The organism is Janthinobacterium woesei (genome assembly GCF_051380875.1).
Taxonomy (GTDB): Bacteria; Pseudomonadota; Gammaproteobacteria; order Burkholderiales; family Burkholderiaceae_D; genus Janthinobacterium.
Map to the genome: position 1 here is coordinate 39,448 of NZ_JBNYXW010000006.1, position 26,419 is coordinate 65,866.

The 26,419-nt window shown below is 62.3% G+C and carries 27 protein-coding genes; 2 read left to right on the plus strand and 25 right to left on the minus strand.

Going from position 1 to position 26,419, the window contains the following annotated elements:
* Window positions 1-12 precede the first annotated feature (12 nt).
* Window positions 13-1,272: an MFS transporter gene (locus tag ACQ4W6_RS07895; RefSeq protein WP_436566635.1), complete on the plus strand. Its 1,260-nt coding sequence runs from the start codon at window positions 13-15 to the stop codon at window positions 1,270-1,272.
* Window positions 1,273-1,281: 9 nt separating this feature from the next.
* On the opposite strand, the gene fliR is transcribed toward ACQ4W6_RS07895, so the two are convergent.
* The 13 genes from fliR to fliF form a co-directional block, all read right to left on the minus strand.
* On the minus strand, window positions 1,282-2,148 hold the full coding sequence (gene fliR / locus ACQ4W6_RS07900) for a flagellar biosynthetic protein FliR (RefSeq protein ID WP_436566636.1): 867 nt from the start codon (window positions 2,146-2,148) through the stop codon (window positions 1,282-1,284).
* Window positions 2,149-2,167: 19 nt separating this feature from the next.
* Window positions 2,168-2,437 (minus strand): flagellar biosynthesis protein FliQ, encoded by a 270-nt coding sequence (fliQ, locus tag ACQ4W6_RS07905; protein ID WP_436566637.1) that lies wholly within the window; start codon window positions 2,435-2,437, stop codon window positions 2,168-2,170.
* A gap of 10 nt (window positions 2,438-2,447) precedes the next feature.
* Window positions 2,448-3,206, minus strand: coding sequence for a flagellar type III secretion system pore protein FliP (fliP, locus tag ACQ4W6_RS07910; RefSeq protein ID WP_436566638.1), 759 nt, complete (start codon window positions 3,204-3,206; stop codon window positions 2,448-2,450).
* Between the two features lie 28 nt (window positions 3,207-3,234).
* On the minus strand, window positions 3,235-3,831 hold the full coding sequence (fliO, locus tag ACQ4W6_RS07915; protein ID WP_436566639.1) for a flagellar biosynthetic protein FliO: 597 nt from the start codon (window positions 3,829-3,831) through the stop codon (window positions 3,235-3,237).
* Window positions 3,828-4,262 carry a flagellar motor switch protein FliN gene (gene fliN, locus ACQ4W6_RS07920; RefSeq protein WP_436566640.1) on the minus strand — a complete coding sequence of 145 codons (435 nt, stop codon included), beginning with the start codon at window positions 4,260-4,262 and terminating at the stop codon, window positions 3,828-3,830. Before fliN ends, fliO begins: the two co-directional genes overlap by 4 nt.
* A 53-nt stretch (window positions 4,263-4,315) precedes the next feature.
* Window positions 4,316-5,302 carry a flagellar motor switch protein FliM gene (gene fliM, locus ACQ4W6_RS07925; RefSeq protein ID WP_436566641.1) on the minus strand — a complete coding sequence of 329 codons (987 nt, stop codon included), beginning with the start codon at window positions 5,300-5,302 and terminating at the stop codon, window positions 4,316-4,318.
* Between the two features lie 6 nt (window positions 5,303-5,308).
* Window positions 5,309-5,818, minus strand: a complete 510-nt coding sequence (gene fliL, locus ACQ4W6_RS07930; RefSeq protein ID WP_436566642.1) for a flagellar basal body-associated protein FliL — start codon at window positions 5,816-5,818, stop codon at window positions 5,309-5,311.
* Between the two features lie 186 nt (window positions 5,819-6,004).
* Window positions 6,005-7,189 (minus strand): flagellar hook-length control protein FliK, encoded by a 1,185-nt coding sequence (locus tag ACQ4W6_RS07935; RefSeq protein WP_436566643.1) that lies wholly within the window; start codon window positions 7,187-7,189, stop codon window positions 6,005-6,007.
* A gap of 17 nt (window positions 7,190-7,206) precedes the next feature.
* A complete protein-coding gene (gene fliJ / locus ACQ4W6_RS07940) occupies window positions 7,207-7,647 on the minus strand; it encodes a flagellar export protein FliJ (protein ID WP_436566644.1) in 441 nt (146 codons plus the stop codon).
* Window positions 7,648-7,679: 32 nt separating this feature from the next.
* Complete coding sequence (gene fliI, locus ACQ4W6_RS07945) at window positions 7,680-8,996, minus strand: flagellar protein export ATPase FliI (RefSeq protein WP_436566842.1); 1,317 nt, start codon at window positions 8,994-8,996, stop codon at window positions 7,680-7,682.
* Between the two features lie 92 nt (window positions 8,997-9,088).
* The gene (locus ACQ4W6_RS07950; protein WP_436566843.1) at window positions 9,089-9,799 is read right to left on the minus strand and encodes a flagellar assembly protein FliH; all 711 of its coding nucleotides are present in this window, start codon (window positions 9,797-9,799) and stop codon (window positions 9,089-9,091) included.
* 43 nt (window positions 9,800-9,842) lie between these two features.
* Window positions 9,843-10,841, minus strand: coding sequence for a flagellar motor switch protein FliG (fliG, locus tag ACQ4W6_RS07955; protein WP_436566645.1), 999 nt, complete (start codon window positions 10,839-10,841; stop codon window positions 9,843-9,845).
* Complete coding sequence (gene fliF / locus ACQ4W6_RS07960) at window positions 10,834-12,549, minus strand: flagellar basal-body MS-ring/collar protein FliF (RefSeq protein WP_436566646.1); 1,716 nt, start codon at window positions 12,547-12,549, stop codon at window positions 10,834-10,836. Before fliF ends, fliG begins: the two co-directional genes overlap by 8 nt.
* Window positions 12,550-12,834: 285 nt before the next feature.
* Here fliF and fliE point away from each other — a divergent pair, with 285 nt between their 5' ends.
* Window positions 12,835-13,176: a flagellar hook-basal body complex protein FliE gene (gene fliE / locus ACQ4W6_RS07965; protein WP_495542720.1), complete on the plus strand. Its 342-nt coding sequence runs from the start codon at window positions 12,835-12,837 to the stop codon at window positions 13,174-13,176.
* Window positions 13,177-13,200: 24 nt separating this feature from the next.
* Here the strand turns inward: fliE and ACQ4W6_RS07970 are convergent, their stop codons facing one another.
* The 12 genes from ACQ4W6_RS07970 to ACQ4W6_RS08025 form a co-directional block, all read right to left on the minus strand.
* Window positions 13,201-13,962, minus strand: coding sequence for a flagellar brake protein (locus tag ACQ4W6_RS07970; RefSeq protein ID WP_436566647.1), 762 nt, complete (start codon window positions 13,960-13,962; stop codon window positions 13,201-13,203).
* 10 nt (window positions 13,963-13,972) lie between these two features.
* Window positions 13,973-14,299: an EscU/YscU/HrcU family type III secretion system export apparatus switch protein gene (locus ACQ4W6_RS07975; RefSeq protein ID WP_436566648.1), complete on the minus strand. Its 327-nt coding sequence runs from the start codon at window positions 14,297-14,299 to the stop codon at window positions 13,973-13,975.
* A complete protein-coding gene (gene fliK, locus ACQ4W6_RS07980) occupies window positions 14,289-15,473 on the minus strand; it encodes a flagellar hook-length control protein FliK (protein WP_436566649.1) in 1,185 nt (394 codons plus the stop codon). Before fliK ends, ACQ4W6_RS07975 begins: the two co-directional genes overlap by 11 nt.
* Before the next feature lie 24 nt (window positions 15,474-15,497).
* Window positions 15,498-15,824, minus strand: a complete 327-nt coding sequence (locus tag ACQ4W6_RS07985) for a flagellar protein FliT (protein WP_436566650.1) — start codon at window positions 15,822-15,824, stop codon at window positions 15,498-15,500.
* Between the two features lie 3 nt (window positions 15,825-15,827).
* Window positions 15,828-16,280, minus strand: a complete 453-nt coding sequence (gene fliS, locus ACQ4W6_RS07990; protein ID WP_436566651.1) for a flagellar export chaperone FliS — start codon at window positions 16,278-16,280, stop codon at window positions 15,828-15,830.
* A 23-nt stretch (window positions 16,281-16,303) separates the two neighbouring features.
* Window positions 16,304-18,310, minus strand: a complete 2,007-nt coding sequence (fliD, locus tag ACQ4W6_RS07995) for a flagellar filament capping protein FliD (protein ID WP_436566652.1) — start codon at window positions 18,308-18,310, stop codon at window positions 16,304-16,306.
* 120 nt (window positions 18,311-18,430) lie between these two features.
* Window positions 18,431-18,793, minus strand: coding sequence for a flagellar protein FlaG (locus ACQ4W6_RS08000; protein ID WP_436566653.1), 363 nt, complete (start codon window positions 18,791-18,793; stop codon window positions 18,431-18,433).
* A 93-nt stretch (window positions 18,794-18,886) separates the two neighbouring features.
* A complete protein-coding gene (locus tag ACQ4W6_RS08005) occupies window positions 18,887-20,347 on the minus strand; it encodes a flagellin N-terminal helical domain-containing protein (RefSeq protein WP_436566654.1) in 1,461 nt (486 codons plus the stop codon).
* Between the two features lie 337 nt (window positions 20,348-20,684).
* The gene (locus ACQ4W6_RS08010) at window positions 20,685-22,133 is read right to left on the minus strand and encodes a flagellin N-terminal helical domain-containing protein (protein ID WP_436566655.1); all 1,449 of its coding nucleotides are present in this window, start codon (window positions 22,131-22,133) and stop codon (window positions 20,685-20,687) included.
* Window positions 22,134-22,440: 307 nt separating this feature from the next.
* Window positions 22,441-24,027: a GGDEF domain-containing protein gene (locus ACQ4W6_RS08015; RefSeq protein ID WP_436566845.1), complete on the minus strand. Its 1,587-nt coding sequence runs from the start codon at window positions 24,025-24,027 to the stop codon at window positions 22,441-22,443.
* A 200-nt stretch (window positions 24,028-24,227) separates the two neighbouring features.
* Window positions 24,228-24,875 (minus strand): response regulator, encoded by a 648-nt coding sequence (locus tag ACQ4W6_RS08020; RefSeq protein ID WP_436566656.1) that lies wholly within the window; start codon window positions 24,873-24,875, stop codon window positions 24,228-24,230.
* Window positions 24,876-24,898: 23 nt separating this feature from the next.
* A complete protein-coding gene (locus tag ACQ4W6_RS08025) occupies window positions 24,899-26,410 on the minus strand; it encodes a sensor histidine kinase (protein ID WP_436566657.1) in 1,512 nt (503 codons plus the stop codon).
* Window positions 26,411-26,419 lie beyond the last annotated feature (9 nt).

Below are 26,419 nucleotides of genomic sequence, written 5' to 3' on the forward strand. Positions count from 1 at the left end.
TTTCCGCTGCAGATGAAAAACACATTCCGTTCGCTACGCAATCCCAATTACCGTATCTGGGCCGGCGGCGCCCTGGTGTCGAATGTCGGCACCTGGATGCAGCGCACGGCGCAAGATTGGCTGGTGCTGAGCGAATTGACGCAGCACAAGGCGAGCGCCGTTGGCATTGTCATGGCCTTGCAATTTGGCCCGCAGCTGCTTCTGTTGCCCCTGACGGGCATGGCAGCCGACTTGCTGGACCGGCGCAAGCTGCTGCTGTGCACGCAAGCGGCCATGGGTTTACTGGCGCTGGGACTCGGCGTGCTGTGCATCAGTGGATGGGTAGCACTGTGGCATGTGTATGTGTTTGCCTTCCTGCTGGGCTGCGTGACGGCCTTCGATTCGCCCGTGCGCCAGACCTTTGTCTCCGAAATCGTCGACGAAGAAGACCTGAGCAACGCCGTGGCGCTCAACTCCACCTCGTTCAATGCGGCGCGCATGCTGGGCCCGGCTGTGGCGGGGCTGCTCATCAGTAGCGTCGGCAGCGGCTGGGTCTTCATCATCAATGCCGCCTCGTTTGCCGCCGTGATCGGTTCGCTGTTGCTGCTGCGCGTGCAATTGCTGCGCCGCGCACCGCGCCTCAAGGCCACCCGCGCTAGCCTGGGCGAGGGTTTCCGCTATGTGCGCCAGCGGCCGGACCTGATGGCCATCTTGCTGATGCTGTTCCTGATCGGCACTTTCGGCTTGAATTTCCCGATTTTCCTGTCGACCATGTCGCTCACAGCCTTCCATGCGGGCGCGGGGCAGTATGGCGTGCTCAGTTCGGTGATGGCTTGTGGCTCCGTGGCGGGCGCCCTGATGGCGGCGGGCCGCGGCCGGCCCACCCTGGCACTGTTGCTGGGCGCAGCAGCGCTGTTCGGCTTTGGCTGCGCGCTGGCTGCCGTGATGCCCAATTACTGGCTGTTCGGCATCATGCTGGTGGTGATTGGCATCGCCGCGCAAACCTTTACCACCAGCGTCAACAGCAGCGTGCAACTGTCCACCGCGCCCGCCATGCGTGGCCGGGTGATGGCCATCGTGCTGGCGATCTCGGCGGGCGGCACGCCGTTGGGCGCACCCATCGTGGGCTGGGTAGCCGACACCTTCGGCCCGCGCTGGGCGCTGGGCATCGGCGCCCTGTCGGGCCTGGCGGCGGCCTTGGTGGGCGTGCGCTACTTGGTCAAGCATCACCAGTTGACACTGAATATTGATGTGCGGCGCTGGCGCCTTGCGCTGAGCACTGACCAGCCTTGATGCCTGGTCTTATGGTGCCGTGACCAGCCCCGGCTGGGTCGGCGGCGTGGGGCGCAGCGGATTGGCCGGCGGCGGTGGCGCTGGCCGATCGCGCGTGGCAAAGCCGCGCGGCAGCAAGCGTACCGTTTCTATGCCGCGCAGGAACATGTTCTGGAACGGCGTGGCCAGGTAGGGCAGTACCATGCTGATGACCAGCAAGCCCACGCCCAGGGTAACGGGAAAACCGATACCAAAAATATTCAGTTGCGGCGCGGCCCGCGTCAGGATGCCCAGCGCCACGTTGGTCAGCAGCAGGGCGGCGATGACGGGCAGCGCGATCTGCACGCCGGAACGGAAGATTTCGCCGCCCCAGGCAGCGAGTTGCTGAAAACCGCCGCCGCTGATGGGGCTGGCGGAAATGGGCAGGCTGACAAAGCTTTCCGCCAGCGCCGCCAGCAAGACCAGATGGCCATTGACTGTCAGAAACATCAAGGTGGCCAGCATGACGAGGAACTGGCTGATGGCCGACGAGCGGCCCTTGGTTTGCGGATCGAAGAACGAAGCGAAGCCCAGGCCCATGGTCAGGCTGCTGATCTCGCCGGCCATTTCGATGGCCGAGAAGACGATGCGGATGGTAAAGCCCATGGCCAGGCCCACCAGCATTTCCTGCGTCAGGATGAGTAAGCCAGGCAGTGACATCGGATCGGCGGCGGGCAAGGCTGGCACGGTGGGGGCGATGATCATGGCCAGCAGGACGCCCAGCGACACCTTGACGCTGGCCGGCACGGCGGCATTGCCGAACAGCGGCGCGGCCGCCAGCAAGCCGAGGATGCGGCTAAGCGGCCACAGCAGTGCTGCGATCCAGGTATTGAGTTCGATGCTCGACAGGGTCAGCATGGCAATCGTCGCTGCGGCACTAGCCCACCAGATTCGGGATGCCCGTGAAGACCTGGCGCATGTAGTCGAGCATGACGGACAGCATCCACGGGCCGGCGACGACGATGGCGATGAAAATGCCCACCAGCTTGGGAATGAAGGAGAGGGTCGCTTCGTTGATCTGCGTGGCCGCCTGGAAAATGCTGACGATCAAGCCGATGATCAGCGCGACGAGCAGCATCGGCGCGGCCACCATCAGGGTGACTTCCATCGCCTGGCGGCCCAGGGTCATGACGCTTTCCGGTGTCATCGTATTTCCCCTAGTAAAAACTCTGTGACAGCGAGCCGAGCAGCAACTGCCAGCCATCGACCAGCACGAACAGCATCAGCTTGAACGGCAGCGAGATCGTTGCCGGCGACATCATCATCATGCCCATCGACATCAGCACGCTGGCGACCACCATGTCGATGATCAAAAACGGGATGAAGATGGCAAAGCCGATCTGGAACGCTGTTTTCAGTTCGCTGGTGACGAAAGCGGGCACCAGGATGCGCAGTGGCACGTCTTCCGGGCCTTGCAGGGCCGGCGTGCGCGACATCTTGGCAAACAGGGCCAGGTCGGCCTGGCGCGTTTGCTTGAGCATGAAGGTTTTCAGCGGTTCGACGCCCTTGTCCATCGCCTGCTGCATACTGATCTTGTTGTCCTGGTACGGCTGGTACGCATCCGTATAGATCTTGTCGAAGACGGGCCCCATCACGAACAAGGTCAGGAACAGGGCCAGCCCCACCAGTACCTGGTTCGGCGGCGCCGATTGCGTGCCGATGGCCTGGCGCAGCAGGGACAGCACGATGATGATGCGCGTAAAGCAGGTCATCATCAAGAGGGCCGCCGGCAGGAAGGTGAGCGACGTCATCAGGATGAGCGTCTGCACCGGCAGCGAGTAATTCTGGCCGCCGCCCGGCGCCGGGGTGCTGGTAAACGCCGGGATGCCCGGCTGGGCCAGGGCCCACAGCGGCAAGGCCAGGGCAGCGGCGGCCAGCAGCCAGGTCAGGGGAGTCTTGATATTGCTCAATGCCATCGTGCGCTTCGCTTCTTGTATTCGCTGCTTATTTTCCATTGCGTTTTTCGATGGTCTGTTTCAGCCACTCGGAAAAGTTGGCGGCGGCCGGGGCGTTTTGCGCCGTGGCCAGTTGCGGCAAGTCGCCTTCCTGGCGCGGCAGCGTTGCCAGCGCATTGATGCGCCCGGGCGAGGCGCCCACGACGATCCACTGGTCGGCCACTTCGATCAGCACGATGCGCTCGCGCCCGCCCAGGTTGAGCGAGCTGACGACACGCATCTTGCTGTTGCCGCCCATGGCTTTCGGGCCATAGCGCTTCATGAACCAGGCCAGGCCGATCAGCAAGGCCAGCACGAACACCAGCGCGAAGATGGTTTGCAGCAAGCTGCCGGCGGACGCCGTCGGCGCCATCGCCATCGGTGCGGCCGGTGGCAGGACGGGCAGGGTGGTGGCGGGAGCCGGTGCAGCTGCAGGTGCAGCAACTGCTGCGGGTTTCTCAGCTGTAATAGTTGCCGCATCGGCAGGCGCGCTGGCAGCAACGGCGGCGCTGGCCGCCGGCGTTTCTGCTGGCGCGGGCGCCGCCTGGGCAATGCAGCATGCTGCCGCCAGGGACAGCATGGTGGAAATCAACAGGCCAGGCTTCATTTATTCAATTTTCGGATGCGTTCGGAAGGCGTGATGATGTCGGTCAGGCGGATGCCGAACTTGTCGTTCACCACCACCACTTCGCCCTGGGCGATCAGGCAGCCGTTGACCAGCACGTCCATCGGCTCGCCGGCCAGGCCATCGAGTTCGACCACGGAACCTTGCGCCAGTTGCAGCAAGTTCTTGATGGCGATCTTGGTGCGGCCCAGTTCGACCGTCAGCTGCACCGGGATATCGAGGATGAAATCGATATCGTTGTGCGTTTCCGACTTCGATGCATGCTTGGAAAAGTCCTTGAACACGGCGGCACTGGCCGCGCTGGCCGTATTGGCGGCCTGGTTCTGCAGCGCTTCGGCTTCCGCCTTGGCCTGCTCGGCAATAGCCGCGCCCCAATCGTCTTCCGCGCTTTGATCGTCTTGGTTGTCAGACATGTCATTCTCCTGTTATACGGCACAGGCCGCAGCGCGGCCCGCATAGTGATTATTTAATGATTATTCAGATTGTCGGTATTGGCCAGCAGCTTCTCGACCTTCAGCGCATATTGTCCGTTCAACACGCCGTAAGTGCAATCCATCACCGGCACGCCATCGACGGTGGCGGCGATCAGTTCGGGGATGTTGAGCGGAATGATGTCGCCCACTTTCATGTTCAGGATTTCATCGAACGACACGCGCGCCGTGCCCAGCGAGGCCACCAGCTCGACTTCGGCAATCTGGATCTGCTGCGTCATCAGGCGGATCCAGCGCTTGTCCACTTCCAGCGCCTCGCCCTGCAGGCTGGAGGTCAGCGAATCGCGGATCGGTTCGATCATCGAATACGGCATGCAAAAGTGAATTTGTCCGGAAACGGAGCCCAGTTCCACCGTAAACGTGGACGCTACCACCACCTCGTTCGGTGTGGCGATGTTGGCGAACTGCGTGTTCATTTCCGAACGGATATATTCGAACTCGACGGGGAAAACCGGCTCCCACGACTTGGTGTAGGCTTCGAAGACGATATCGAGGATGCGCAGGATGATGCGCTGCTCGGTCTGCGTAAAGTCGCGCCCTTCGACGCGCGTATGGAAACGCCCGTCGCCGCCGAATAAATTATCTACCAGCAAGAACACGAGGCCCGGGTCGAAGACCATCAGGGCCGTGCCGCGCAGCGGCTTCATGTGCACCAGGTTCAGATTGGTCGGCACCACCAGGTTGCGGATGAATTCGCTGTATTTGGAGACGCGCACGGAACCGACCGACACTTCGGCGCTGCGGCGCAGGAAGTTGAACAGGCCCACGCGCAGCAGGCGGGCGAAGCGTTCGTTGATAATTTCCAACGTCGGCATCCGGCCGCGCACGATGCGCTCCTGGGTCGCCAGGTTGTAGGTGCGGACTCCCGTGACGTCTTCCGGCGCCTGCGCGTCGTCCTGGTCTCCGTTGACGCCCTTCAGAAGGGCATCGACTTCTTCCTGGGAGAGGAAATTATCGGCCATGGCTGCTTATTGAATGATGAATGCGGTAAATAATACGTCCGTCACGTCCTGCTCCGGCCCCTTGTCCTCGAACGGCTGGTTCACCTGGCCGATGATTTCCGCCGCCAGTTGCTGCTTGCCTTCCACGGTATTGAGTTCCGAGGCTTTCTTGCCCGACAGTAGCAACAGCAAACGGCTGCGCACCTTCGGCATGTTGAGCTTGATCAAATCCATTTCTTCCGGACTGCTCGCTTGCAAGGTGAACGCAATTTGCAGATATTGTTCGCCATTTTCCGGCTGCAAGTTGACGGTGAATGCATCGATGGGCACGAACACGGGTGGCCCCGCCTTCGAAACCTGTTTTTTCTTGCCCGGCGACGACTCGGCCTTGTCGGCCTTGCCATGCAGGAAATACCAGGCCGCACCGCCACCCACGCAGCCGGCGATCAGCACCGAGGCCAGCACTATGATCAGAAGCTTCTTTTTTGATGCGCGGGCCGGTGCCAGGGCCGCATCTGCTTTCGGATCTGCTTTCATTTTTGGATTTGCTTTCAATGGTACTCGAGTGCATGGAAGTGGATCACGACGCCATTATGTCATTATCGGCAAATTCTGCGCAGAAGGATGCGGCGAAAAGAGGGCGGAAGCGCCCTCAGCTCGATGTTTCTGCACGAAAAATTCCAGCGCAAGCCATTGCCGTGGCCTGCGGGCGACGAATTGACACTAGGCAAAGGTATCCACGGCGCCTAGCGTTGGCCGGCTGCGTCCACCGGTGGCCGGCGCGATGGCGATCTCGCCACCGGACACGCCGCCGTGCTGGCCGCCGCCTCGGCGTTCGCCCGCTGCTGCGCGCTCGCCATTGTTCTGCTGTTCCGGCGTGCCGGCCGAGACGGTGGCGTTGCCGAAGGCGATGCCCGCTTCGCTCATCATCTCGCGCAGGCGCGGCATGGCCGCTTCCAGCGCCTGGCGCACTTCCGGCTGGGCCGACATGAAGGCGGCGTCGGCCTGGTCATTGGTCACCGTCAACACTACTTGCAAGGGCCCCAGGTCGGGCGGATTCAGGGTCAGGGTGGCGCTCTGGTCGCCGCCGGCTGCCATCCACACGACTTTCTGCCCCAGCTGCTGGTCCCAGGCGGGCGTGCCGACGCGGCCCGCCAGCTTGTCTGCCGGCATGGCAGCGGCGGCTGCCGCCTGCTGCAGCGCGCCGGGCTGTAACTGGGCCGCCAGGCGGCTCAGGTCGGCAGGTGCGTCTTTCAGCAGCGGCTCGGCCACGGCGCTGCCGGTTTTGACGGTTGCCGCCAGTGTGGTATCGATGGCCAGCTTGCCAGCTGGCGTTGCCGCCGCCTTGCCCTGGGCGTGGCCCAGGCTGGCGGCAAAGTCGCCGTCCTCGGCTTGCGCTGCAGTGGCAACCTTGCCGCCTGCCAGCAATTGTGTCGCTGCCAGGCTTTTGGCGTCGGCCTTGATGCCGCTGCGCGCAGCCAGTCCTTGCGCGGCCTTGCCGGCTGCCGATGGTGGCTGCATGGCCAGGTGGATGTTGCTCACCAGGGCCAGCATCTCGGCGGCAGGATCGGCTGGCGGCTGCGCCGTCGCCGCCTCTGGCGTGTCGTCTTCTGCCGGGGCGCTGTCCTTGGCGGCGGCTTCGCTGGCGGACGCGGCCTGCTTGTCTTGCGTGGCGGCGGGTTCGGCGGGTTTTGCTTCGCTGCCTGGCGCCTTGGCCGCTGCCGGGCGGGTAGCCGGGGCTTGCGCCTGCGCACTGTTGCGGCTGGCCTGGCGCTGCTCGATCTGGCGGTTCAGGGTGCGCTGGAAGTCGCCATCGGCACCGTTGCCGGTGGGCAGGGCACGGTTGGCGGGGCCAGGCGTGGCGTTCGGCGAGGTAATCTGGGAAATCGGGTTTTGCAAGGTGGGCATGGTGCTCTCAATATTGCTTAGCGTTTGTAATAGGCTTGTCGAGCCGCGTGCTCATCCATTGCCTTCTGGTCGCGTTTGTTTTCCAGCTTGAGTGCCTGTTCCTGCGCACGCTTTTCCAGGGTGGTGTACGACATGCGCTTGCGTTCGGCCCCCTGCCAGTGCGTTTTTTCATTGTCGCTGCGCGCCTGCGCATGGTGGACCACTTGCTGCTGGCCCAGGATGGCGCTGTCGAGCTTGACCATGAAGGCCTGGAAGTTGCGGTAGGCCATCGGCGTGATGCCGCTGCTCATGCTCGTCTCGAAGCGCCTGGCATAGTCGTCGCGGTAGCCGGCCAGCATGTCGAGCTTTTGCCGGCAGTCGTCGAGCGCTTTCAGGGCCGCGCCCAGGCGTTTGGCAGCGTCATCCGTGTCGCGCTGGGCAAGGTCGATCAGGGTGGCAAGTTGGGAGGGAGAGGCCATGACTGATTATATTCCCCGCGTGCAAGCCTTCATCAGTCGAATAGAGCGCTAAGTTGCCCCAAGCTCTCGTCCATGCCGACCCGTTCGCTAATTTGCTGTTGCAAAAACGCCTCAATCTTTTCATGCAGGGCGATGGCCTGGTCCAGCACGGGGTCAGTGCCCGCGCTGTAGGCGCCCACGCTGATCAGGTCGCGGCTGCGCTCATAGCGCGAATACAGCTGTTTCAGCTTGCGTGCCTGTTGCTGGTGCTCGGGCGAGGTGATGGAGTGGGCAGCGCGCGAAATTGATTGCTCGATGTCGATGGCCGGGTAGTGGCCCGCTTCGGCCAGGCGACGGTTCAGCACGATATGGCCGTCGAGGATGGCGCGCGCCGAGTCGGCGATCGGGTCCTGCTGGTCGTCGCCCTCCGTCAGCACGGTATAAAAGGCCGTGATCGAGCCGCCGCCTTCCTCGCCATTGCCGGCCCGCTCCACCAGCACGGGCAGCTTGGCAAACACGGACGGCGGATAGCCCTTGGTGGCGGGCGGCTCGCCGATGGCCAGGGCGATTTCGCGCTGCGCCATGGCGTAGCGGGTCAGCGAATCCATGATCAGCAGCACGTTTTGCCCCTGGTCGCGGAAATACTCGGCAATCGCCGTCGCATACGCGGCCCCTTGCAGGCGCATCAGCGGCGGCGTGTCGGCCGGCGCGGCCACGACCACGGAGCGGGCCAGGCCTTCGGCGCCGAGGATCTGCTCGATGAATTCCTTGACTTCGCGGCCCCGTTCGCCGATCAGGCCGACGACGATCACGTCCGCCTCCGTATAGCGGGCCATCATGCCCAGCAGCACGCTTTTGCCCACGCCGGAACCGGCAAACAGGCCCATGCGCTGGCCACGGCCCACGGTCAGCATGGCATTGATCGAGCGCACGCCCACGTCGAGGGTGTCGACGATGGGTGCGCGGCCCAGCGGATTAGCGGGGCGTACATTGATGGGGGCGCTGTCTGTCGTGAGCAGCGGCCCCAGCTGGTCGAGCGGACGGCCCGCGCCATCGAGCACGCGGCCCAGCAGTTGCGGCCCGACGGGCAGGTGGCGCGCGCGGTCGCTGGGGCGGCGGCGCGGGTGCGCCACGCTGCCTGGGCGGGGAATGGCCGGTTCGACGGAAAATACACGCGTGCCGGGCACGATGCCCTCGACGTCGCTTTGCGGCATCAGGAACAAACGGTCGCCGTCAAAGCCCACTACTTCCGCCTCGACCCGGCCGCCATTGGGCAGCGGCACGGTGCAGGCGGCGCCCACGGCCAGGCGCAAGCCCACCGCTTCCATCACCAGGCCGGCCACGCGCGTGACCCGGCCCGACACTTGCATCGGTTCCACGAAGCCAACCACGGCCGTACAGTCGTTCAGGTAGGCGCGCCAGCGTGCCGCGTGGGCATTGGCCGGCTTGGGAATATTTTCGCTCACGGCGCCAGCCAGTCCAGGTCCTTGCCCAGCGCATGCGTCAGGCGGTTCCAGCGGGTGGAAGTCTGTGCATCGATCTGGTTGCTGGCCGTGTCGATCTTGCAACCGCCACGTTCCACGCTGGGGTCTTCGATGATACGCCAGCCGCCCTTGTCGAGTTCGTCGCCGATGCCATCGCGTACCACTTGCGCGTCTTCCGGGTTGAGCATCAGCAAGGCAGGTTGTTGTAATACGGGCAAATATTCGATGGCGACCCTTACCACCGGCAGCATCAGCTCGGGACGCACGGGCAAGGCCGTCTTGAGCATGCCCTTGGCCAGCTGCAAGGCCAGTTCCATCACTTCGTTGGCGATCAGTTCGTCGGCCCCCGCCACGGCGGTGCCGAAGTCGACGGCAATGGTTTGCAGATGCGCCAGTTCCACGGCGGATGCCGCTTTGCCTTCGGCATAGGATTCTACATGCCCGTCGGCATGCCCGGCCGCGTGGCCTTCGGCATAGCCGGCGGCGCGGCCCTCCTCAAAAGCAGTCGCGCGCGCTTCCTCGCGGATGGCGTCGAGTTCTTCCTGGGTTGGGTAGTCGAGCGGTGGCGCCAGCTCTTCCCCGGTCAATTCGGCGTACGGGTCGAAGGTACTCGACTCGGGCTCGGGCTCCGGTTCGAGCAGCTTGCGCGCCGCCACTACGCTGGGACGCTCGTCGCCAAACGAGGTCATTTCCCAGCGCTGGTAGGCGGTTTGTTGCTCTTTGGGAATTAAATTAGACAAACGAATCCTCGCCTTTTCCGCCTAATACTATCTGCCCTTCGTCCGCCAGGCGGCGCACGATTTGCAGGATCTGCTTTTGCTGCGATTCCACTTCCGACAGGCGCACGGGGCCTTTCGATTCCAGGTCTTCGCGCATCATCTCGCCGGCGCGCTGCGACATGTTCTTGAAGATCTTGTCGCGCAGCTCTTGCGATGCGCCTTTCAGGGCGATGATCAGCATTTCCGACTGCACTTCGCGCAGCAGCAATTGAATGCCGCGGTCGTCGATGTCGATCACGTTGTCGAACACGAACATTTCGTCCATGATCTTTTGCGCCATGTCATTGTCGTAGTTCTTGATATTGTCCATGACGGAGCCTTCTTGCTCGCCACTCATGAAGTTGAGGATCTCGGCGGCCGCGCGCACGCCGCCCAGCGACGATTTCTTGATGTTTTCGTTACCCGACAGCAGTTTTGTCAGCACGTCATTGAGTTCGCGCAAGGCGGCCGGCTGCACCCCGTCCAGGGTGGCGATGCGCAGCACCACGTCGTTGCGCAGGCGGTCCGTGAAATGGCCGAGGATTTCGCAGGCCTGGTCGCGTTCCAGATGCACGAGGATGGTGGCGATGATCTGCGGGTGCTCGTTGCGGATCAGCTCGGACACCGATTGCGAATCCATCCACTTCAGCGATTCGATGCCGGACGCGTCCTTGCCGCCCAGGATGCGCGACAGCAGCACGGAGGCCTTGTCGTCGCCCAGCGCCTTGGTCAGCACCTGGCGGATGTATTCGTCCGAATCGAGGCCTACCGTGGAGTTGAGCTCCGTCTGCGAGCGGAAGTCGTCGAGCACTTCGACCACCTGCTCGTGGGCGATGGCTTTCATGGTGGCCATGGCCGCGCCCAGTTTCAGCACCTCGCGCGGACCGAGGAATTTCATCACTTCGGCCGCTTCGCTCTCGCCCAGGGCCAGCATCAGGATGGCCGCTTTTTGCAGTCCCGTTGTTTCAGTCATTATTGCCCACCCATGCTTTGATTACGTTGGCCACCACGCGCGGATCTTCCTGCGCCAGTTTCCTGGCCATCGCCAGGTTTTCGCGGTAGCCGCGCGCCGTGTCTTCTTCCAGTTCTTCCAGTTCTTCTTCGCTGAGCAGGATCTCGTTTTCATCCTCCGATTTCACCAGCGCCGGCTCGATGACGGGCGGCGGCGCGCCAAAATCGTCGATCTTGCGCATCACGGGGCGCAGCATCGGGCGCACGATCTTGATGAAGATATACAGCAGGATCAGCGCCGTGATGAGGAATTTGGCCAGTTCCTTGGCCAGCGGCAAGTTGGCCGGGTCGCGCCACCATTCCAGCTTGCCTTCTGGCAAGCGGTCGATGCCGTCGAACGGCGAATTGGCCACGCTGAAGCTGTCGCCGCGCTCCTTGTTGTAGCCCATCGCCTCCTTGACCAGATTGTTGATCTGCGCCATTTCAGGGTCGGAAATCGGCTTCACCGTGACCTTGCCATCCTTGTCGATCAGGCGCCGGTAGTTGACGACGACGGCAACCGACAGGCGGCGCAGGCCGCCCATGGACTTCTGCTCATAGCGCACCGTCTTGTCGACTTCATAATTGGTCGTCGATTCCTTGTTGCCCGGTGGCGCTGGCGTGCCTGCGGGGGCGCCCGGTGCCTCGGCCGTCAATGGCGCCGTGGCCACGCCCGGTGGCTGGTTCGACAGCGCACCCGGCACGCCGGAAGGGTTGGCATTGCCGGCGCCCGTCGATTCGCTGGTTTGCTGGCTGCGGATGGTGGACGCTTCCGGCGGCGAGTTCGGCTTGTAGGTTTCGGCCGCCTGCTCGCTTTGCGAAAAATCAACATCGGCCGTCGCTTCGGCGCGCACATTGCCTTCGCCGACGATGGGCAGCAGAATCGATTCGACCTGCTTGATCACGCTTTGCTGCAATTGCTGCACGTACTTCAACTGGTTCGGGTCCAGGCTCTTGATGCCGTTAGCGCGGTCCTTGTCTTTTTCCTGGCTCGACAGCAGGTTGCCCGACTGGTCCACTACGGTCACATTAACGGGCAACAGTTCCGGCACGCTCGACGCCACCAGGTGCACGATGGCGCTCACTTGCAGTTGATCGAGGCCACGGCCAGGATGCAGGTTCAGCAGGACGGAAGCGGTAGGTTTTTGCTGGTCGCGCACGAACACGGACGGTTTTGGCAGGGCCAGGTGGACGCGCGCCGTGTCGACGGCGGAGACGGACTCGATCGACTTGGCCAGCTCGCCTTCCAGCGCGCGCTGGAAATTGACCTGTTCCAAAAATTGCGACACGCCCAGCTTCTGGTTTTCCATCAGCTCGAAACCCACGTTGCCGCCTTTCGGTAAGCCTTGCGCGGCCAGTTTCAAACGCGCATCGTGGACTTGCTCGGATGGCACGAGAATGGCGCCGCCGCCTTCGGAAAACTTGTGCTTGATGCCCAGCTGGTCCAGCGAGGCGGTGATGGCGCCGCCGTCGCGGTCCGTGTAGTTGGAAAACAGTACCTTGTACTCGGGCGGCTGGTTCCACATGTACAGGGCGAAGCCGATACCGATCAGTGCCGCCAGGCCCAAGGCGCGCAGGAAATTCTTGCCCATCGGCGTCTTGGCGAAATCCTGCACGGACTCCACGGGCGAACGGGCAGGCGCCGGTTCCGGGGGGATGCGGTTTACATCGATTTCTTCGGCTACAGCCATGATTGCCTTCCGGGGCGCGTGTATTGACGTGTGTTGGGTGATGCGTGGGGCCACTTCTTCTGGAGGAGGGGCGATATGCAGAATTATCCGCCACTGTCACGCGCTTCAATCGCCCAAACAGAAGGCGCTTTTGCCGCTTGCTCGGCCGAGTGGCTGGCCTTTGCGCTGGTATTGTGGAACCCTGGCAACGTGTGACGGAAGTTATTGTACCCGTCGTTGCCTTGCGGCCCAGAGTTTTGTTCTCTGGGAGCAACAGGCAAGAATAGACAAGAATCAGGAGGCAAGGTGAAAACAGGCGGTATCGATAGCAGCAGGATCGAGGCGATGATCGCGCAACTGAAGTCGGCGGCCACGCGGCCAGAAGCGAAAGTGCCGGCGATCCAGACCGAAGCCTCGGCGGCCAAGGTGAATTTTGCCGATGCCTTCAAGGGCGCGCTGGACTCCGTCAGTGGCGCGCAAAAGGCCTCGTCGGCGCTGGGCCAGCGCTTTACCATGGGCGACGACAAGGTCAGCCTGTCGGATGTGATGGTATCGATGCAAAAGTCCAGCATCGAATTCCAGGCCACGGTGCAGGTGCGCAATAAACTAGTGTCGGCGTATCACGAGATCATGAATATGCAAGTTTAAGGCCACCCCTTGGGGTGGCTTTCTTTAGCTCAACCCCGCAATCCGTGCATTGCGTTCACGCTCCAGACGCGTGATATAGCGCTGCACGTGCGCCAGCATGCTGCGCGGCAAGTCGATGAACTGGCAGCCCAGGCGGCGGTTCAGCTTGTTATTCAACAAGGTCAAGTCCAGCGAGTTGCGGATCTGCAAGGTGGCGGTGACGATGCCGATGTCCGGCAAGTCGATGCGGCAGCCCGGGTAGTTTCTGGCGATGGTCTCGCCCAGCATCAATTTATTGTCCAGGATGGCGATGCCGCCGCAGCTGATGTCGGCCAGCGGGAACAAGGTGTTGGCGCCGCCCAGCGCAGGCGGCAGGGGAATCGTCACGCGCACGGGGTTGCTGACGGGCGTCGTCATGCGGTAGTACTCGCGCCGCTGCAAGCGGATCAGGGTTTCCGGCACGGCAATTTTCAAGGCGGGCGTGCCGTCATGGCTGCACTCTTCCACCTGGGCGCTGGCGAACAGAATGCGGATCTTGTCGAGCGAGGTTTCAAACGAGATGCCGGTGGCGGCCACCATGCGCCGGTTTTGGTCGGCGTTGACGGAACGGTCGAGGATGACGGTGTTGCGTTCGGCATCGACTTCCAGGATGGAGGTGACGCACACATCGGATTCGCCGTGGATCAGCATGCGGATCAGCTGGTTCTTTTCACTGATGCTGCGCAGCAAGGAGATGATTTCCCGCCGCGATTCCACTTCAAAGTCATGCCAGTTTTCGAGGCCGGAATCCATAATATGTGCTTGCATTGATGCCTGTCTATGTATCTGTGGGATTGAAACTGGTGTCGGGCGGCGGCGGGAGCGGCCCGCCATGCGCAGATTCAATATGATATAACCAGGCCAGCAGTTCCGCAATCGCCCGATACAGGCCGGGCGGAATTTGCCGGTCCAGATCGACATCCATCAACAGCGCCACCAATTCCTTCGATTCATGCACGAAGACACCGTGTTCGCGCGCCGTGCTGATGATCTGCTCGGCGATCAGGCCGCTGCCCTTGGCCACCACCTTGGGTGCGGGCGTGCCGCTCTGGTAAGCCAGGGCGACGGCCGTCTGCGGCACCTTGCGCCTGGTGTCATCCTGCATCGTCGTCCCCCGGCACGGCTTCTTTGGCTTGCGCCGCCGCGTCAGCTTTGCCTGCAATGCTGAGGGAAGTCAATGGCCAGCCGGCTGCGTCGAGTGCCGCTTCGAGCCGCGCCGCATGCTGGCGCAGCGTTTCGGCGCTGCCCTCGCTGCCGGCCTGTATCTGGATGGCCACGCGGCCGCCCTGCAAGACCACTTGCGCTTCCAGGTCGCCCAGCAGCGCAAACTGGAAGCGCACGCTGCTGCGCCAGGCCGTCGCGTCTGCGTCGGCGTCGTTGCCGTCCTGCTGCTGTCCTTGCGGGGCATCTTTGGTGATATCCCATTGCATCTTCTGGCCGGGCCAGGCCTCGCCCTGCCACTGTACGCGCGCCTGTTCATGGGTATGCAGCTGCAAGTTGATCAGTTGCGCCGAGGCAAGGTCGGTGCCCGTCCTGGCAGTGTCGCCCTGCTGGGCTTTCTGCATTTGCGGTTCCAGCAGCAGCGACGCCAGCGCACGCTTGCCTTCGGCCCATTCGGCCACATGCGATTCATAGAACAGGCCGCTGCTGCCGACGGCATCGCGCAGCTTTTGCGCCACTTGCGCGGGATCAACCCCCGGCGGCGCGATCAGCGGCGTCTTGCCGACCAGCGACAGGGGCGCGCCCGGCACGCTTTCCGCCTGGCTCAGCACGCTGCTGATGGCGCGTGCGGTGGTGCTCAGTTCCGGCGCGAGCGTGTCGCCGCCTAGCGACGGCAGCAGGCTGGCCGGTGTCAGGGGTGCGCGGCTGAGAAGGGTGGCCGCCGTGCTGCTGGCGCGGCTGCCCGCCTGGGCGCCCAGGGTAGCGGCAGCATCGGCATCGGCGTCGGCATACGTCAGCAGGGTGCCAGCGGGCGTGTCGCGGGCGTTGCCGATTTGAAAGGAAGGGCGGGGGTTGATGCCGATCAAGGTCAGCGCAATTTGCGTGCCCGGCTGCGCGCCGGCGGGCAGCTGCATGCGTGCCGGCGTGCCGGCCACGCGCACCAGATAGCTGCCGTCGCCCATGCGGGCCAGCACTTGTCCCTGCATGGACTTGCCGATCAGTCCCTGCAGCGAGCGCTGGAATTCGGCCTGGCGCGGGTCGCCGACAGTGTCGGCCGGACGCGTGCCCTTGACCGGGGTCAAGGGCGTCATGCCGATGGCATCCATCTTCGGCAGCATGATGTGGGCCGGCCCCGTGCCCGCTTACACGCCGTAGGCGTTGGCCAGGCGCCGTTCGGTACCGGTACTACTGATCAGCTTGGACAATTGCCCCATCCACGGCATGGTCAGGTCGCGGATCTTGCGGTCGTCTTCCAGGATTTGCTTGATCAGCGCTACCTTGCGCAGGCGGCCGGCGCTTTCCAGCACGATTTTTTCTTCATTCGCCTTCAGCGCGGCTACATGCGTGCTCACTTGCTGTTCCAATACTTCCAGCTGGTCCCAGTCGGCATTGCTGGCGGCGCCGAGCATTTGGCTGGTCAGGGCTTGAATGGCTTCGTAGATCGTCAGTACTTGTTGATTCGTCATCATGGATCAGGCGCTCGCAAAGTTGGGCATGCGGGAGGCGGGAGGTTCGGCGGCTGCCAATTGCGCGCCGGGCGTGCCAATGGCATTCCAGGTGTCGCGCAATTCGGTCAGCAGGCGTTGCACCTCTTCCAGCAAGGCCACGTCGTTTTTCAGGTTGGCCGTCAGCAGGCGTGCGCCCATGTATTCGTACAGGGCGTCGAGGTTTTCGGCGATCTCGCCGCCCGCATTCTTGTCCAGGCTGGCGCGCAGGCCATTGTCGATCAGCTTCATGGCGCGTGAAATGGACTTGCCCTTTTCAGGGATATTGCCCGATTTCATGTGCATTTGCGCGCTCAGCACGGCCACCAGGGCGCCGTCATACAGCATGGTGATCAGCTTGTGCGGCGATGCGGTACCAATGCCTGTTTCCAGGCCGACTTTGGCATACGATTGCGCGCCCCTGTTCGATGATCCAAACATAATAGTCCTCTGATAAATATTCGTTAAGCCGACGCCGCCAGCGCCGCGAGTTGCTGAGTCAAAAAATTGCTGGTGCTGTTCATCGAGCTGAGCGTCACGTCGAGCGAGCTGTATTGCTTGCGCAGCCGCGCCTCGGTCAGGGTCAGCCGGGTATTGAGCGCATCGCGCTGCTTGCCAATATCGGCCACGCTCTTGTTCAAGCCATCGTTCTTGTTTTGAATCAAGCCCGAGGTCCCCAGGTAATTGTCGGTAATGCTGGCAAACAGGGCGCTGATACCCTTGGAGATATTCACCGTGCCGCGGTCGCCCAGCTGTCCGCCATTGATCAGCACGGCAATGCCGGCGCTGCCGGAGCCGGCCGAACCGGTCAGTGTCTGGCCGCTGCCGACTGCGACGGCGCCGCCGATGGTGCCGGCCACGTCTTCGCCGGTGGTCATGGTCGGCGTGCCGAACAGTGCATCGGCGCCATTGCCGGTGATTTCCAGTTTGGAAGCGGAACCGTATTTATTTGACACGATGCTGATCACGCCGTTTTCCTGCGTGACCTTGACGCCGGCACCGGCGTCCGACAGGCCGGAGGCGCCATTGATCAGCGACTGCAAATGGCTGACCAGGCTATCGGCCGTGTAGTTGCCAGGCACCAGTGTCGCCTTGGTGCTGACACCGTTGATGGTCATCGACAGGTTGTCGTTGACGCCGGCGATGATATTCAGGCCAGCCGGATCGCTGCCCACCAGGCTACCCTGCGTGGCCAGCTTGGAAATCGAGATGCCTTTGGTGCCGACCGTCGAGTTGCTGGTCGAGCTGACAAAGCTGACCAGGCTGTCGGTGGTCGAGCCGGACGTCGCCAGCAGCTTGATGACGTCTTCCGAATTCTTGTCGATGGCCGTTTGCAGCTTGCCGGTATCGAGTTTCAGCGTGCCGTCCTTCTGGAAAGCCACGCCCAGCTGGCTTAAGCTCGTTACGCTGCTGTCCAGGCCCGGCACCGTGGCGGCAAACATCTTGCGCAAGCTGTTTTGCAGGCTGATGGTGGTCGAGTCGCCCACCAGCGGACCGCCCGTGCGTGCCGCGCCCTGTTTCAGGCCGGGCGTGACGGCCGTCAGGCTGGTAATGGTCGTGTTCAGCTCGTTATATGCCTTGACGAAGTTGCTCAGGGCCGTCTTGATGCCGGAGGTGTCCATGCTGACGCCGACACTGCTGGTGCCGATCTTGGCCGCCGTCATGGTCACGCCGGGGATGGCGTTGTCGACATTATTCGTCTGGCTGGTGATGGCCACGCCATTGACGGTCAGCTTGGCATTTTGACCAGCATTGCTCTGCGTCATGTTCTGCGTGCCGTTGGGCGCGTACGCCAGCAAGTCGCTCAGTTCCTGGTCGCCGGCCACGGAAATGCGCATGCTCGACGTTTCGCCGCTCTTGTCCGAGGTCAGCACCAGGCGGTTGGGCTTGTCGCTACCGTCGGAAATGATGCTGGCGGTCACGCCGATGCCGGCCTTGTTGATGGCGTCGCGGATGCCTTGCAGTGAATTGTTGCTGCCGTCGATGGTGACGGTGCGCGCTGCGCGCGCCGGATCGAGGTCGAAGGTGGCGCCCGTATACGTGCCGTCGGCCAGGGTGCCGCCCGTGACGCTGCCGAAATCAAAGGTCAGCACGGTGCTGGCGCCGGAACCGATCAGGGAACTGGTGCTTGCCTGCCCTGCGGCGGCAATGGTTTGCGCCTGCGCCAGCTGGGTGACGTTGACGCTGTAATTGCCCTTGACGGTATCCTTGCCGGCCGTGGCGGTCAGCACGGCGCTATCAGACGTGCTGGCATTGGCCACCTTGTATTTCGAGGCATCGGCCAGCGCGGCGACGGTGCTCTGGAACGAACCGACGGCGCCGCTCAGGGTGCCATAGGCGGATAATTGGGCGGTAATGGCCTTCTCTTTGTCCTGCATGGCGACAAAGGGGCGGCTCTCTACGGCCATCAGCTGACTGACCAGGCCATTTACGTCGAGAACGCCACCAGTACTGACGGATGAAACAGCCACAATAACCTCCTATGGGAAAGCATGAATATACCTAGTTAACGGCATATTCGATCCAGACTTTAGAGGGGTATTTTGCTGCCTGTTTGCCCTTTGTCCATGCGGCGCTGGCACAGGGCTGCATCAAGCCGTTTGCTTGATCAGCAAGCCTTGCACTTTTTCCAGGGCCTTGCCAATTTCCAGCGCCTCTTCGGTCGGCATCTGGCGGATGACCTCGCGGGTTTGCTGGTCGATGACCTTGACGACCGTGCGGTTGCTGTCCGTGTCGACGGAAAACTCCAGTTCGCGCGACATGAACTGCATGGCCTTGTTGATATCGCTGACGGCCTGCCTGACGTCTTTCAGTTCGGGTTCGCTGCCTGCCTTGCCGGCCGCTGGCGCGCTCTTGCTGGCAGTGATGGCCGGTGCGGCGCCATAGGCAGTTGTGGCTGTCGTCGCGCGTTGCAGGGCGGCTGCAGCGCTGCCCGTTGCGTGTAGCTTATCCATGATGCTGTCCTCTAACGAAAATTCCCCGGCGGATCAAGATTATCAATCTGGACCGGCCGGGGAGGGCTAAGCTACGGTACTACCGGGCGGTGATTAACCGCGCAGCAGCGACAGCACGCCGTTTGGCAGCGAGTTGGCCTGGGCCAGCATCGCGGTACCCGCCTGTTGCAGGATCTGGCCGCGCGTCAGCTTGGCCGTTTCCGCTGCGAAGTCGGTATCCTGGATGCGGCTACGCGAAGCCGACAGGTTTTCCGACGTCGATTCCAGGTTGCTCACGGCCGTTTCAAAGCGCGACTGCAAGGCACCGAAGGAAGCGCGCTGGCCGTTGACACTGGCCAGGGCAGAATCGAGAATCTTCAGCGCATCGTTCGAACCCGTAACGGTCGACACGTCGATGCTCGACACGGATTTCAGCGTGGCGGCAGCGGCGGTAACACCATTGCCGGCGGTGACATTACCCACCGAGAAACCCTTGTCGGAGTTCATCGAGATATAGCCCATCGTGGTGGCGGTGCCACCGCTGGCGGCGATCGTGGCAGTGGTGCCAACGGTGCCCGTGGAATCGATGGCAGCTGCCACGACGGTATGCGCCCCGTTGGTGCTGTTATTGGTCAGATTGATGTTGTTGCCGGAAACATTCGTCAGGACCAGGCCGTCATTGGTATCGTTCAGCTTGGCGGTCACGCCGGTGGTCGAGGACACATCGTTGAAGGCGCTCACTGCCGAGGCCAGGCCCGATGCGTTCAGCGCAGCACCCACCGTGAAGGTGACGTTGGAGGCGGTAGTAGCATTGTCGGACTTGACGGCCATCGAATACACGCCACCGGCAATAAACTTGGCCGATTCTTCGGTCTTGGCCGTTGCCGTCACGCCCGTCTTGTCGGTCGAGCCATTGATGGTCGCCGCCAGCGTTTGCGCGGTGTCGGTCGACTTGGCGGTGATGGTCGCCGATTGCAGGCCCTGGATGTCGAACGTACCGCCAGCGTACGCGGTGCCAGCCGAGGTCGCAACGGTGGTGGGCGCTGCGGAAGTTGCCTGGTTGTTGCCGTAGTTATTCGTGCGGAAGTTGGCGGTCGTGGCCTGGATGGTTTGGCCGGCGTTGGCGCCCACCTGGAACGATGCCGTGCCGAACGAGCCGTCGAGCAGTTTCATGCCGTTGAATTCCGACGTTTGCGAGATGCGGTCCGCTTCCGACAGCAGCTGGCCTACCTCGGCCTGGATGGCCTTGCGGTCGCCTGCCGAGTTGGTGGCATTCGACGATTGCACTGCCAATTCACGTACGCGTTGCAAAATGTCGCCCGTCGATGCCAGCGAACCCTCGGCCGTTTGCAGCAGCGACACGCCGTCGTTGGCATTGCGTTTGGCTTGATCGAGGCCGCGGATTTGCGACGTGAAGCGCTCGGAAATCGCCAGGCCTGCAGCATCGTCTTTTGCGCTATTGATGCGCAAACCCGACGACAGGCGTTGCAATGAGGTGGACAGGGCCGACTGCGAAGTGCTCAGGTTGCGTTGCGCATTCAGTGATGCGGTATTGGTATTGATTACTGAGGCCATTTTTGATGCTCCTTGCTATATGTTTTGGCTATGTGCCTTGTACCTTGGCCTGCCCCTCCATTCCGGGACACTCACACCGCAGTTATAGTCATTAACGGAGTGCTGTATGGAAAGTTTAGCGAAATAAGGCGAGTATATTTTTTCATTTTCGCCTCAAGTTGCAGCCGATGAAGGCGCTTAAACGGCATGCTTTCGCTAAACTTGAGGGTTGAATATAATTAAATAAAAGAAATATTCTTTATTATTTTTTTTATCAAAAAAATCCCCGGCGGGGAAAAACCCGGCCGGGGATGGCATATGGCGCGCGGGCGCCATGGCGGCGCTGCAGTAAGCGGCCTTAGCTTTGGAGCAATGACAGCACGCCCTTTGGCAGCGAGTTGGCCTGGGCCAGCATGGCCGTGCCGGCCTGTTGCAGGATCTGGCCGCGCGTCAGCTTGGCTGTTTCCGCCGCGAAGTCGGTATCCTGGATGCGCGAACGCGAAGCGGACAGGTTTTCAGACGTCGATTGCAGGTTCGACACAGCCGTTTCAAAGCGCGACTGCAAGGCACCGAAGGAAGCGCGTTGGCTATTGACGCTGGATAAAGCCGAATCGAGAATCTTCAGCGCGTCGTTCGAGCCCTTGACGGTCGATACGTCGATGCCTGCCACGGTGTTGAGCGTGGCGCCAGCGGCCACGACGGCGTTGGTGGTGGTCACGTTGCCGATCGAGAAACCCTTGTCAGAATTCATTGAAATATAGCCCATCGTGGTTGCCGTGCCGCCGCTGGCCGCGATCGTGGCCGGGGTGCCAACGGTGCCGGCGCCATTGATGGCCGCTGCCGTCACGGTGTGGGCCACGTTCGTGCTGTTATTTGCCAGCGTGATATTGTTTCCGGCGGCATTCGTCAGGATCAAGCCATCGTTGGAGCTGTTCAGCTTGGCGGTCACGCCGGTCGATGCCGACACATCATTAAAGGCGCTGACAGCCGAGGCCAGCCCTGAGGCATTCAAGGACGCGCCCACGGTGAAAGTCACGTTGGCGGCGGTGCCATTGTCGGAGGTGAGGGCCAGCGAATAGACGCCGTTGGCAATAAATTTTGCTGATTCCTCGGTTTTTGCCGAGGCCGCCACGCCGGTTTTTTCGGTCGCGCCATTGATGCTTGCTGCCAGCGTTTGCGCGGTGTCGCCCGTGCCGACGTTGAGGGTGGCCGATTGCAGGCCTTGAATGCTGAACGAGCCGGCGGTATAAGCGGCTCCGGTGGTCGTCGCTGGCGCAGTGGTGCCCACTTCGTTGTTGCCGTAGTTATTCGTGCGGAAGTTGGCCGTCGTGGCCTGGATGGTCTGGCCGGCGTTGGCGCCCACCTGGAACGATGCCGTGCCGAACGAGCCGTCCAGCAGTTTCATGCCGTTGAATTCCGACGTCTGCGAAATGCGGTCCGCTTCCGACAGCAATTGCCCTACCTCTGCCTGGATGGCCTTGCGGTCGCCTGCGGAGTTGGTGGCGTTCGATGATTGCACGGCCAATTCACGTACGCGCTGCAGAATGTCGCCCGTCGATGCCAGCGAGCCCTCGGCCGTTTGCAGCAGCGAGACGCCATCGTTGGCGTTGCGGCGGGCTTGATCGAGGCCACGGATTTGCGAGGTGAAACGCTCGGAAATGGCCAATCCTGCAGCGTCGTCTTTTGCGCTATTGATGCGCAGACCGGACGACAGGCGTTGCAATGAGGTGGACAGGGCGGATTGGGAAGAATTCAGATTGCGTTGCGCATTGAGCGACGCGATATTGGTACTGATGACTGCGGCCATGTGAAGCTCCCGATTATGCTGGGTTTTGGCTGTGTGCCTTTTTACCTTGGTCTGCCTCTCTGTTTTGAGGCAATCAAACCGTAGTTGTAATGATTAACGGAAGCTGCTCAAAAAAGTTTAGGGTCAAAAAGCAATTATTTTTGTCTTTTCCAGAGTGGCGCGACTTGTGCATCGGCCCTATACGGCAGCGTTTTGGGATACTTGATGGCGAAAATAAAAAATAAATGCTGCAGGAAGATGAGCGGGAAGGGAAGGAATGGGATGGGCGCGGCCGCATGCCCGCCAACTGGCGGGCATGCGGCCGGCCTCAGTCGGCCACCACGACGCGGTTCTTGCCTGTCTGCTTGGCCTGGTACATGGCGCGGTCGGCGCGTTTTACCAGTTCGCGCTGGTCTTCATTGGGGTGGCGCAGGGCCACGCCGGCGGAGAAGGTGATCAGGACTTTTTCGTTGTCATGCAGGAAGAAATGCCGGGTCAGCTCGCGTTGCAGGCGCGTCATGGTCGAAGCGGCCGCGTCCACCGTAGTTTCCGGCAGCAGGATGAGGAATTCCTCGCCGCCGAAGCGGGCGATGACGTCCATCGAACGCAGGGTTTCCTTGACGATCTTGACCAGGTGTTTCAGTGCCGCATCGCCGGCCAGGTGGCCGTAGGTGTCGTTCAGGCGCTTGAAGTCGTCCAGGTCCAGCATGGCGATGCACAGGGGCGTGCCGCGGCGGTCGGAGCGGGCCGTCTCGCGTTCGAACACATCGTCGAGGCCGCGGCGGTTCAGGCTGCCCGTCAGCTGGTCTTCACGCACCAGTTCGCTCATATGCTGCAGCTTGGCTTCGAGCGTATGAATGCGCTGTTCCGCATCCTGCACTTCCTGGCGCGCAAGCACCATTTTATCGCGTGCGCGCAACGCTTCGTTTTGCACCATGCGCGTTTCGCGCAGGACTTCATCGAGAACATTGTTCAGTTCGCTGATATTTTCCGCCTGGCTGATCTTTTCCGAATAGCCGCCGATCTTTTCGTGGAAGTCGCCCGTGCTGGCCGCCACCTGGCCCAGGCGGTCGATGAAGGTCATCATCATGTTCTTGACCGTCAGTTTGACGTCGGACAAGCTGTGCTTGAGCTGGCTTTGCTTGTAAATGACTTCTTTCAGGCTGCGCGTGGCGTCTTCCAGCGCGCGCTGGTCGAGCGGACCGGCGATCAGGTTTTGCACGGCGTCGACCTGGCCGCGCAGCCAGCTGTCGTCGTCGAGCAACTGGCTAACGTTGTCCAGCAGCAACTTGAACAGGCGCAGCAGCAGTTCTTGCTGCTCGGCCGTGTCGCCGCTTTTGAGTTCAATCTGGTAGCACAGCTGTTTCAGGCGCAGCGCCGCCTCGTTCAACGCTTCTTCCGTATGCGCCTGCTTGATGGCCACGCCCAGGGATTCGGCCTCTTCCACCAGCACGGGCGTGCCCGTCAGCAGGGTGGCGACGGCAAAGCCCAGGGTGCGGCTGAGCAACTCGCGCAGGGTGCGCGTCTGTTCGCCGTCCGGCAGGGGCGGCAGTTCGATACCGCCGCCTTTCTTGACTTGCTTTTCCGACAGTTGCGCCAGAGTACGCGCGTAGCTATCCCAGTCGCGCGCTTTCAGGGCGCGCTGGAAGCGCCGGCCAAAGTCGCCCAGTTCGCCTGCCGACTCGCTCATCTTGGCGGCAAACTGCGCCAGGACGTTTTCTGCACCGCCGTCAAGAGGTGCGCTCGCTGCCAGCACGGCGGCGGGGGCATCTGCTGGCTCGCTGATGCCGGCAATTTCATTGTAGATGTCGCGGTAGGCGCCCGGCGTGGGCGCGATGCGCCGCGTCGCCAGGCGGCGAAATGCTTCGCGGGCGATATCGGCCGGGTTCAGCGGCGTGCCGGCGACGGTATTCATGGCGCCAGCGGGAGCGCTTGCTGGCGAAGATGGCAATTTACTGGACATGTAGGCAAAGCCTTTTTAGATATTTTCTAATTATCCCCATGATAGGCGAGTTGGCAAAGAACTTATTGTGCGAGAAGCAAGGAGAAGTCCATTCAATTCGCCGTATGCCAGCGGGCATGCCGTGTTGGCGGCGTACAGCGACCGCCGGCGCGCTAGTCGACCAGCTGGTTACGGATGGCGTAATGCGTCAGTTCGGCGCTATTCTTGAGCTTCATCTTGACCAGCAGGCGGGCGCGGTATTCGCTGACGGTTTTCACGGACAATTTCAGTTCTTCGGCGATGGCGCCCACGGCCTTGCCCGAGGCGATCATCACCAGGGTCTGGTACTCGCGGTCCGAGAGCGTATCGTGCAGCGCCGTTTCGTGGTCTTCACCCACCGAATTGGCCAATTCCTGGGCCAGTGTCGCGCTGATGTACTTCAAGCCGGCGGCGACTTGCCGGATGGCAATGACCAGTTCGCGCGGCGCGCTCTGCTTCGTCAGGTAGCCGGCAGCGCCCGCCTTGAGCGAACGGATGGCGTATTGGTCTTCGCGGTGCATGGACAGCATCAGCACGGCCAGTTCCGGCTTTTCCTTCTTGATCTGCTTGAGGACGTCGATGCCGCTGCGGTCGGGCAGGGAGATGTCGAGCAGCAATACCTGGCATTTTGAGCCACGGAACAGCTTGATGGCATCGTGGCCGTTTTCAGCCTCGCCGGCAACGATGATGTCCTTCGTGTCGGCCAGGATTTGCTTCAAGCCTTCGCGCACGATCGCGTGATCGTCGGCGATGAATACCCGGATGGTGGCTTTTTCTTTCATGACTACTTTGTTTCCTATCTGATTCACTCGCGCCAGGCAGGGTCTTGCGGCGGCTCACTGAGCGCTGGCGCGCTGGCTGCAGCCGCTATTATCGCCTCTCGCGGCGTGGCCAGCCGGATTTTTATGCCCAGCATCGTGCCGCCGTCCGGGCCATCCATTAGGCTCAGGCTGCCGCCCAGGGCGCTGGCGCGCTCGGCCATGCCGCGGATGCCGAACGATTGCGGCTTGGCGCGGTCGGACAGGCGCATGCCCACGCCATTGTCGGCAATGGTCAGACGCAGTTGCTGGCGCTGCAGGGCCAGGCGCACCGTCACGCGGCTCGCTTGTGCATGCTTGGCAATATTCGTCAGCGCCTCCTGGGTGATGCGGAACAGGCTGGTGGCCTGGTCCAGATCGAGCTCGATATGCTGGCGGTTCGAGATGAACTGGCAGTCGATGCCGGCCTGGCGCGCAAATTCCTCCACCTGCCAGTCCAGTGCGGCGACCAGCCCCAGGTCCAGCATGGAGGGGCGCAAGTCCAGCGAGATGCGGTGCACGGCGTCGATGCTGCGGTCGACCAGGGTATCGACATACTCGGCCTTTTCCTGCAGCAGGGCATTACCCTGCGGCAAGCGCCGCACCAGCAGGGCCAGGGCCATCTTGATCGCCGTCAAATTGCCGCCCAAATCATCGTGCAATTCGCGCGCCAGGCGCGTGCGCTCGTGCTCCTTGACCTTGTCGATATGCGCCGTCAGCTCGGCCAGGCGGGCGCGCGACTGGCGCACCTCGATCTGTTCGAGCCGGCTTTCGGTGATGTTCGTCATGATGCCTTCCCATTGCACCGTACCGTCCGCCAATGCGCGCGGCGTGGAGCGCAGGTTGATCCATTTTACGTCCTTCCAGGCGTCCACCCAGATGCGGCCTTCCCAGTTCCAGCTCCACAAGGCAGTTTTCGACGCCTGCATGGACTCGAGATAGGCGGCGCGGTCATCGGCCAGGATCAGCTGGTAAAACAGCTCGGGGCGCGCATGCAGTTGCGCCGGACTCAAGCCCAGCAGGGCCAGGCAACCGTCGCTCAGGTAGGGAAAGGTGGCGCGGCCGTCGGCATGCAGACAGAACTGGTACACCAGACCCGGCGTATTCGAGACGATGGCGTTGAAGCGCGACTGCACCTGGGCCAGCGCGGCGGCCGTCGCCTGCGGCGTGCGCAAGTCCTCGGCCACGGCCAGGATCAGGGCGCGCCCCAGGCGGTTGGCGCGCGACAGTTGCAGCGAGAGCGAATACAGGCTGCCGTCGCGGCGCCGCTGCTGCACATGCAGCTGGGCTTGCGCGCCGACGGCGTCGTCCAGCGCCGCCAGCACGGCCGCCATGCCTTGCGCCTCCAACTGCGGCGCCAGGGTGAAGGGCGTCATCGCCAGCAATTGCTCACGCGCATATTGCAGGTTGCCGCAGGCGGCATCGTTGACGTCCAGCAACTGCAAGCTGGCCGCGTCATACAGGTAGATTTCGGTCGCCGCTGCGCGCATGGCGTGCGCCAGCCGTGGGGTATCGTGCATGGAGCTGCC

What these genes read in the sequence shown, in the direction of transcription:
- fliS (WP_436566651.1), bottom strand. Translation starts at nt 16,280, where the DNA reads ATGTTTGGATCATCGAACAGGGGCGCGCAATCGTATGCCAAAGTCGGC.
- fliM (WP_436566641.1), bottom strand. Translation starts at nt 5,302, where the DNA reads ATGGCCGATAATTTCCTCTCCCAGGAAGAAGTCGATGCCCTTCTGAAG.
- fliF (WP_436566646.1), bottom strand. Translation starts at nt 12,549, where the DNA reads ATGGCTGTAGCCGAAGAAATCGATGTAAACCGCATCCCCCCGGAACCG.
- fliJ (WP_436566644.1), bottom strand. Translation starts at nt 7,647, where the DNA reads ATGGCCTCTCCCTCCCAACTTGCCACCCTGATCGACCTTGCCCAGCGC.
- fliR (WP_436566636.1), bottom strand. Translation starts at nt 2,148, where the DNA reads ATGCTGACCCTGTCGAGCATCGAACTCAATACCTGGATCGCAGCACTG.
- ACQ4W6_RS07985 (WP_436566650.1), bottom strand. Translation starts at nt 15,824, where the DNA reads ATGATGACGAATCAACAAGTACTGACGATCTACGAAGCCATTCAAGCC.
- fliK (WP_436566649.1), bottom strand. Translation starts at nt 15,473, where the DNA reads ATGCTGCCGAAGATGGATGCCATCGGCATGACGCCCTTGACCCCGGTC.
- fliO (WP_436566639.1), bottom strand. Translation starts at nt 3,831, where the DNA reads ATGAAGCCTGGCCTGTTGATTTCCACCATGCTGTCCCTGGCGGCAGCA.
- ACQ4W6_RS08005 (WP_436566654.1), bottom strand. Translation starts at nt 20,347, where the DNA reads ATGGCCTCAGTAATCAATACCAATACCGCATCACTGAATGCGCAACGC.
- ACQ4W6_RS07950 (WP_436566843.1), bottom strand. Translation starts at nt 9,799, where the DNA reads ATGACCTCGTTTGGCGACGAGCGTCCCAGCGTAGTGGCGGCGCGCAAG.
- ACQ4W6_RS08000 (WP_436566653.1), bottom strand. Translation starts at nt 18,793, where the DNA reads ATGGATAAGCTACACGCAACGGGCAGCGCTGCAGCCGCCCTGCAACGC.
- ACQ4W6_RS08025 (WP_436566657.1), bottom strand. Translation starts at nt 26,410, where the DNA reads ATGCACGATACCCCACGGCTGGCGCACGCCATGCGCGCAGCGGCGACC.
- fliQ (WP_436566637.1), bottom strand. Translation starts at nt 2,437, where the DNA reads ATGACACCGGAAAGCGTCATGACCCTGGGCCGCCAGGCGATGGAAGTC.
- fliL (WP_436566642.1), bottom strand. Translation starts at nt 5,818, where the DNA reads ATGAAAGCAGATCCGAAAGCAGATGCGGCCCTGGCACCGGCCCGCGCA.
- fliI (WP_436566842.1), bottom strand. Translation starts at nt 8,996, where the DNA reads ATGCAAGTGTCGGGCCGGGTCACGCGCGTGGCCGGCCTGGTGATGGAA.
- ACQ4W6_RS07895 (WP_436566635.1), top strand. Translation starts at nt 13, where the DNA reads ATGAAAAACACATTCCGTTCGCTACGCAATCCCAATTACCGTATCTGG.
- ACQ4W6_RS07970 (WP_436566647.1), bottom strand. Translation starts at nt 13,962, where the DNA reads ATGCAAGCACATATTATGGATTCCGGCCTCGAAAACTGGCATGACTTT.
- fliN (WP_436566640.1), bottom strand. Translation starts at nt 4,262, where the DNA reads ATGTCTGACAACCAAGACGATCAAAGCGCGGAAGACGATTGGGGCGCG.
- fliG (WP_436566645.1), bottom strand. Translation starts at nt 10,841, where the DNA reads ATGACTGAAACAACGGGACTGCAAAAAGCGGCCATCCTGATGCTGGCC.
- ACQ4W6_RS07935 (WP_436566643.1), bottom strand. Translation starts at nt 7,189, where the DNA reads ATGCCCACCTTGCAAAACCCGATTTCCCAGATTACCTCGCCGAACGCC.
- ACQ4W6_RS08015 (WP_436566845.1), bottom strand. Translation starts at nt 24,027, where the DNA reads ATGAATACCGTCGCCGGCACGCCGCTGAACCCGGCCGATATCGCCCGC.
- fliP (WP_436566638.1), bottom strand. Translation starts at nt 3,206, where the DNA reads ATGGCATTGAGCAATATCAAGACTCCCCTGACCTGGCTGCTGGCCGCC.
- ACQ4W6_RS08020 (WP_436566656.1), bottom strand. Translation starts at nt 24,875, where the DNA reads ATGAAAGAAAAAGCCACCATCCGGGTATTCATCGCCGACGATCACGCG.
- ACQ4W6_RS07975 (WP_436566648.1), bottom strand. Translation starts at nt 14,299, where the DNA reads ATGCAGGATGACACCAGGCGCAAGGTGCCGCAGACGGCCGTCGCCCTG.
- ACQ4W6_RS08010 (WP_436566655.1), bottom strand. Translation starts at nt 22,133, where the DNA reads ATGGCCGCAGTCATCAGTACCAATATCGCGTCGCTCAATGCGCAACGC.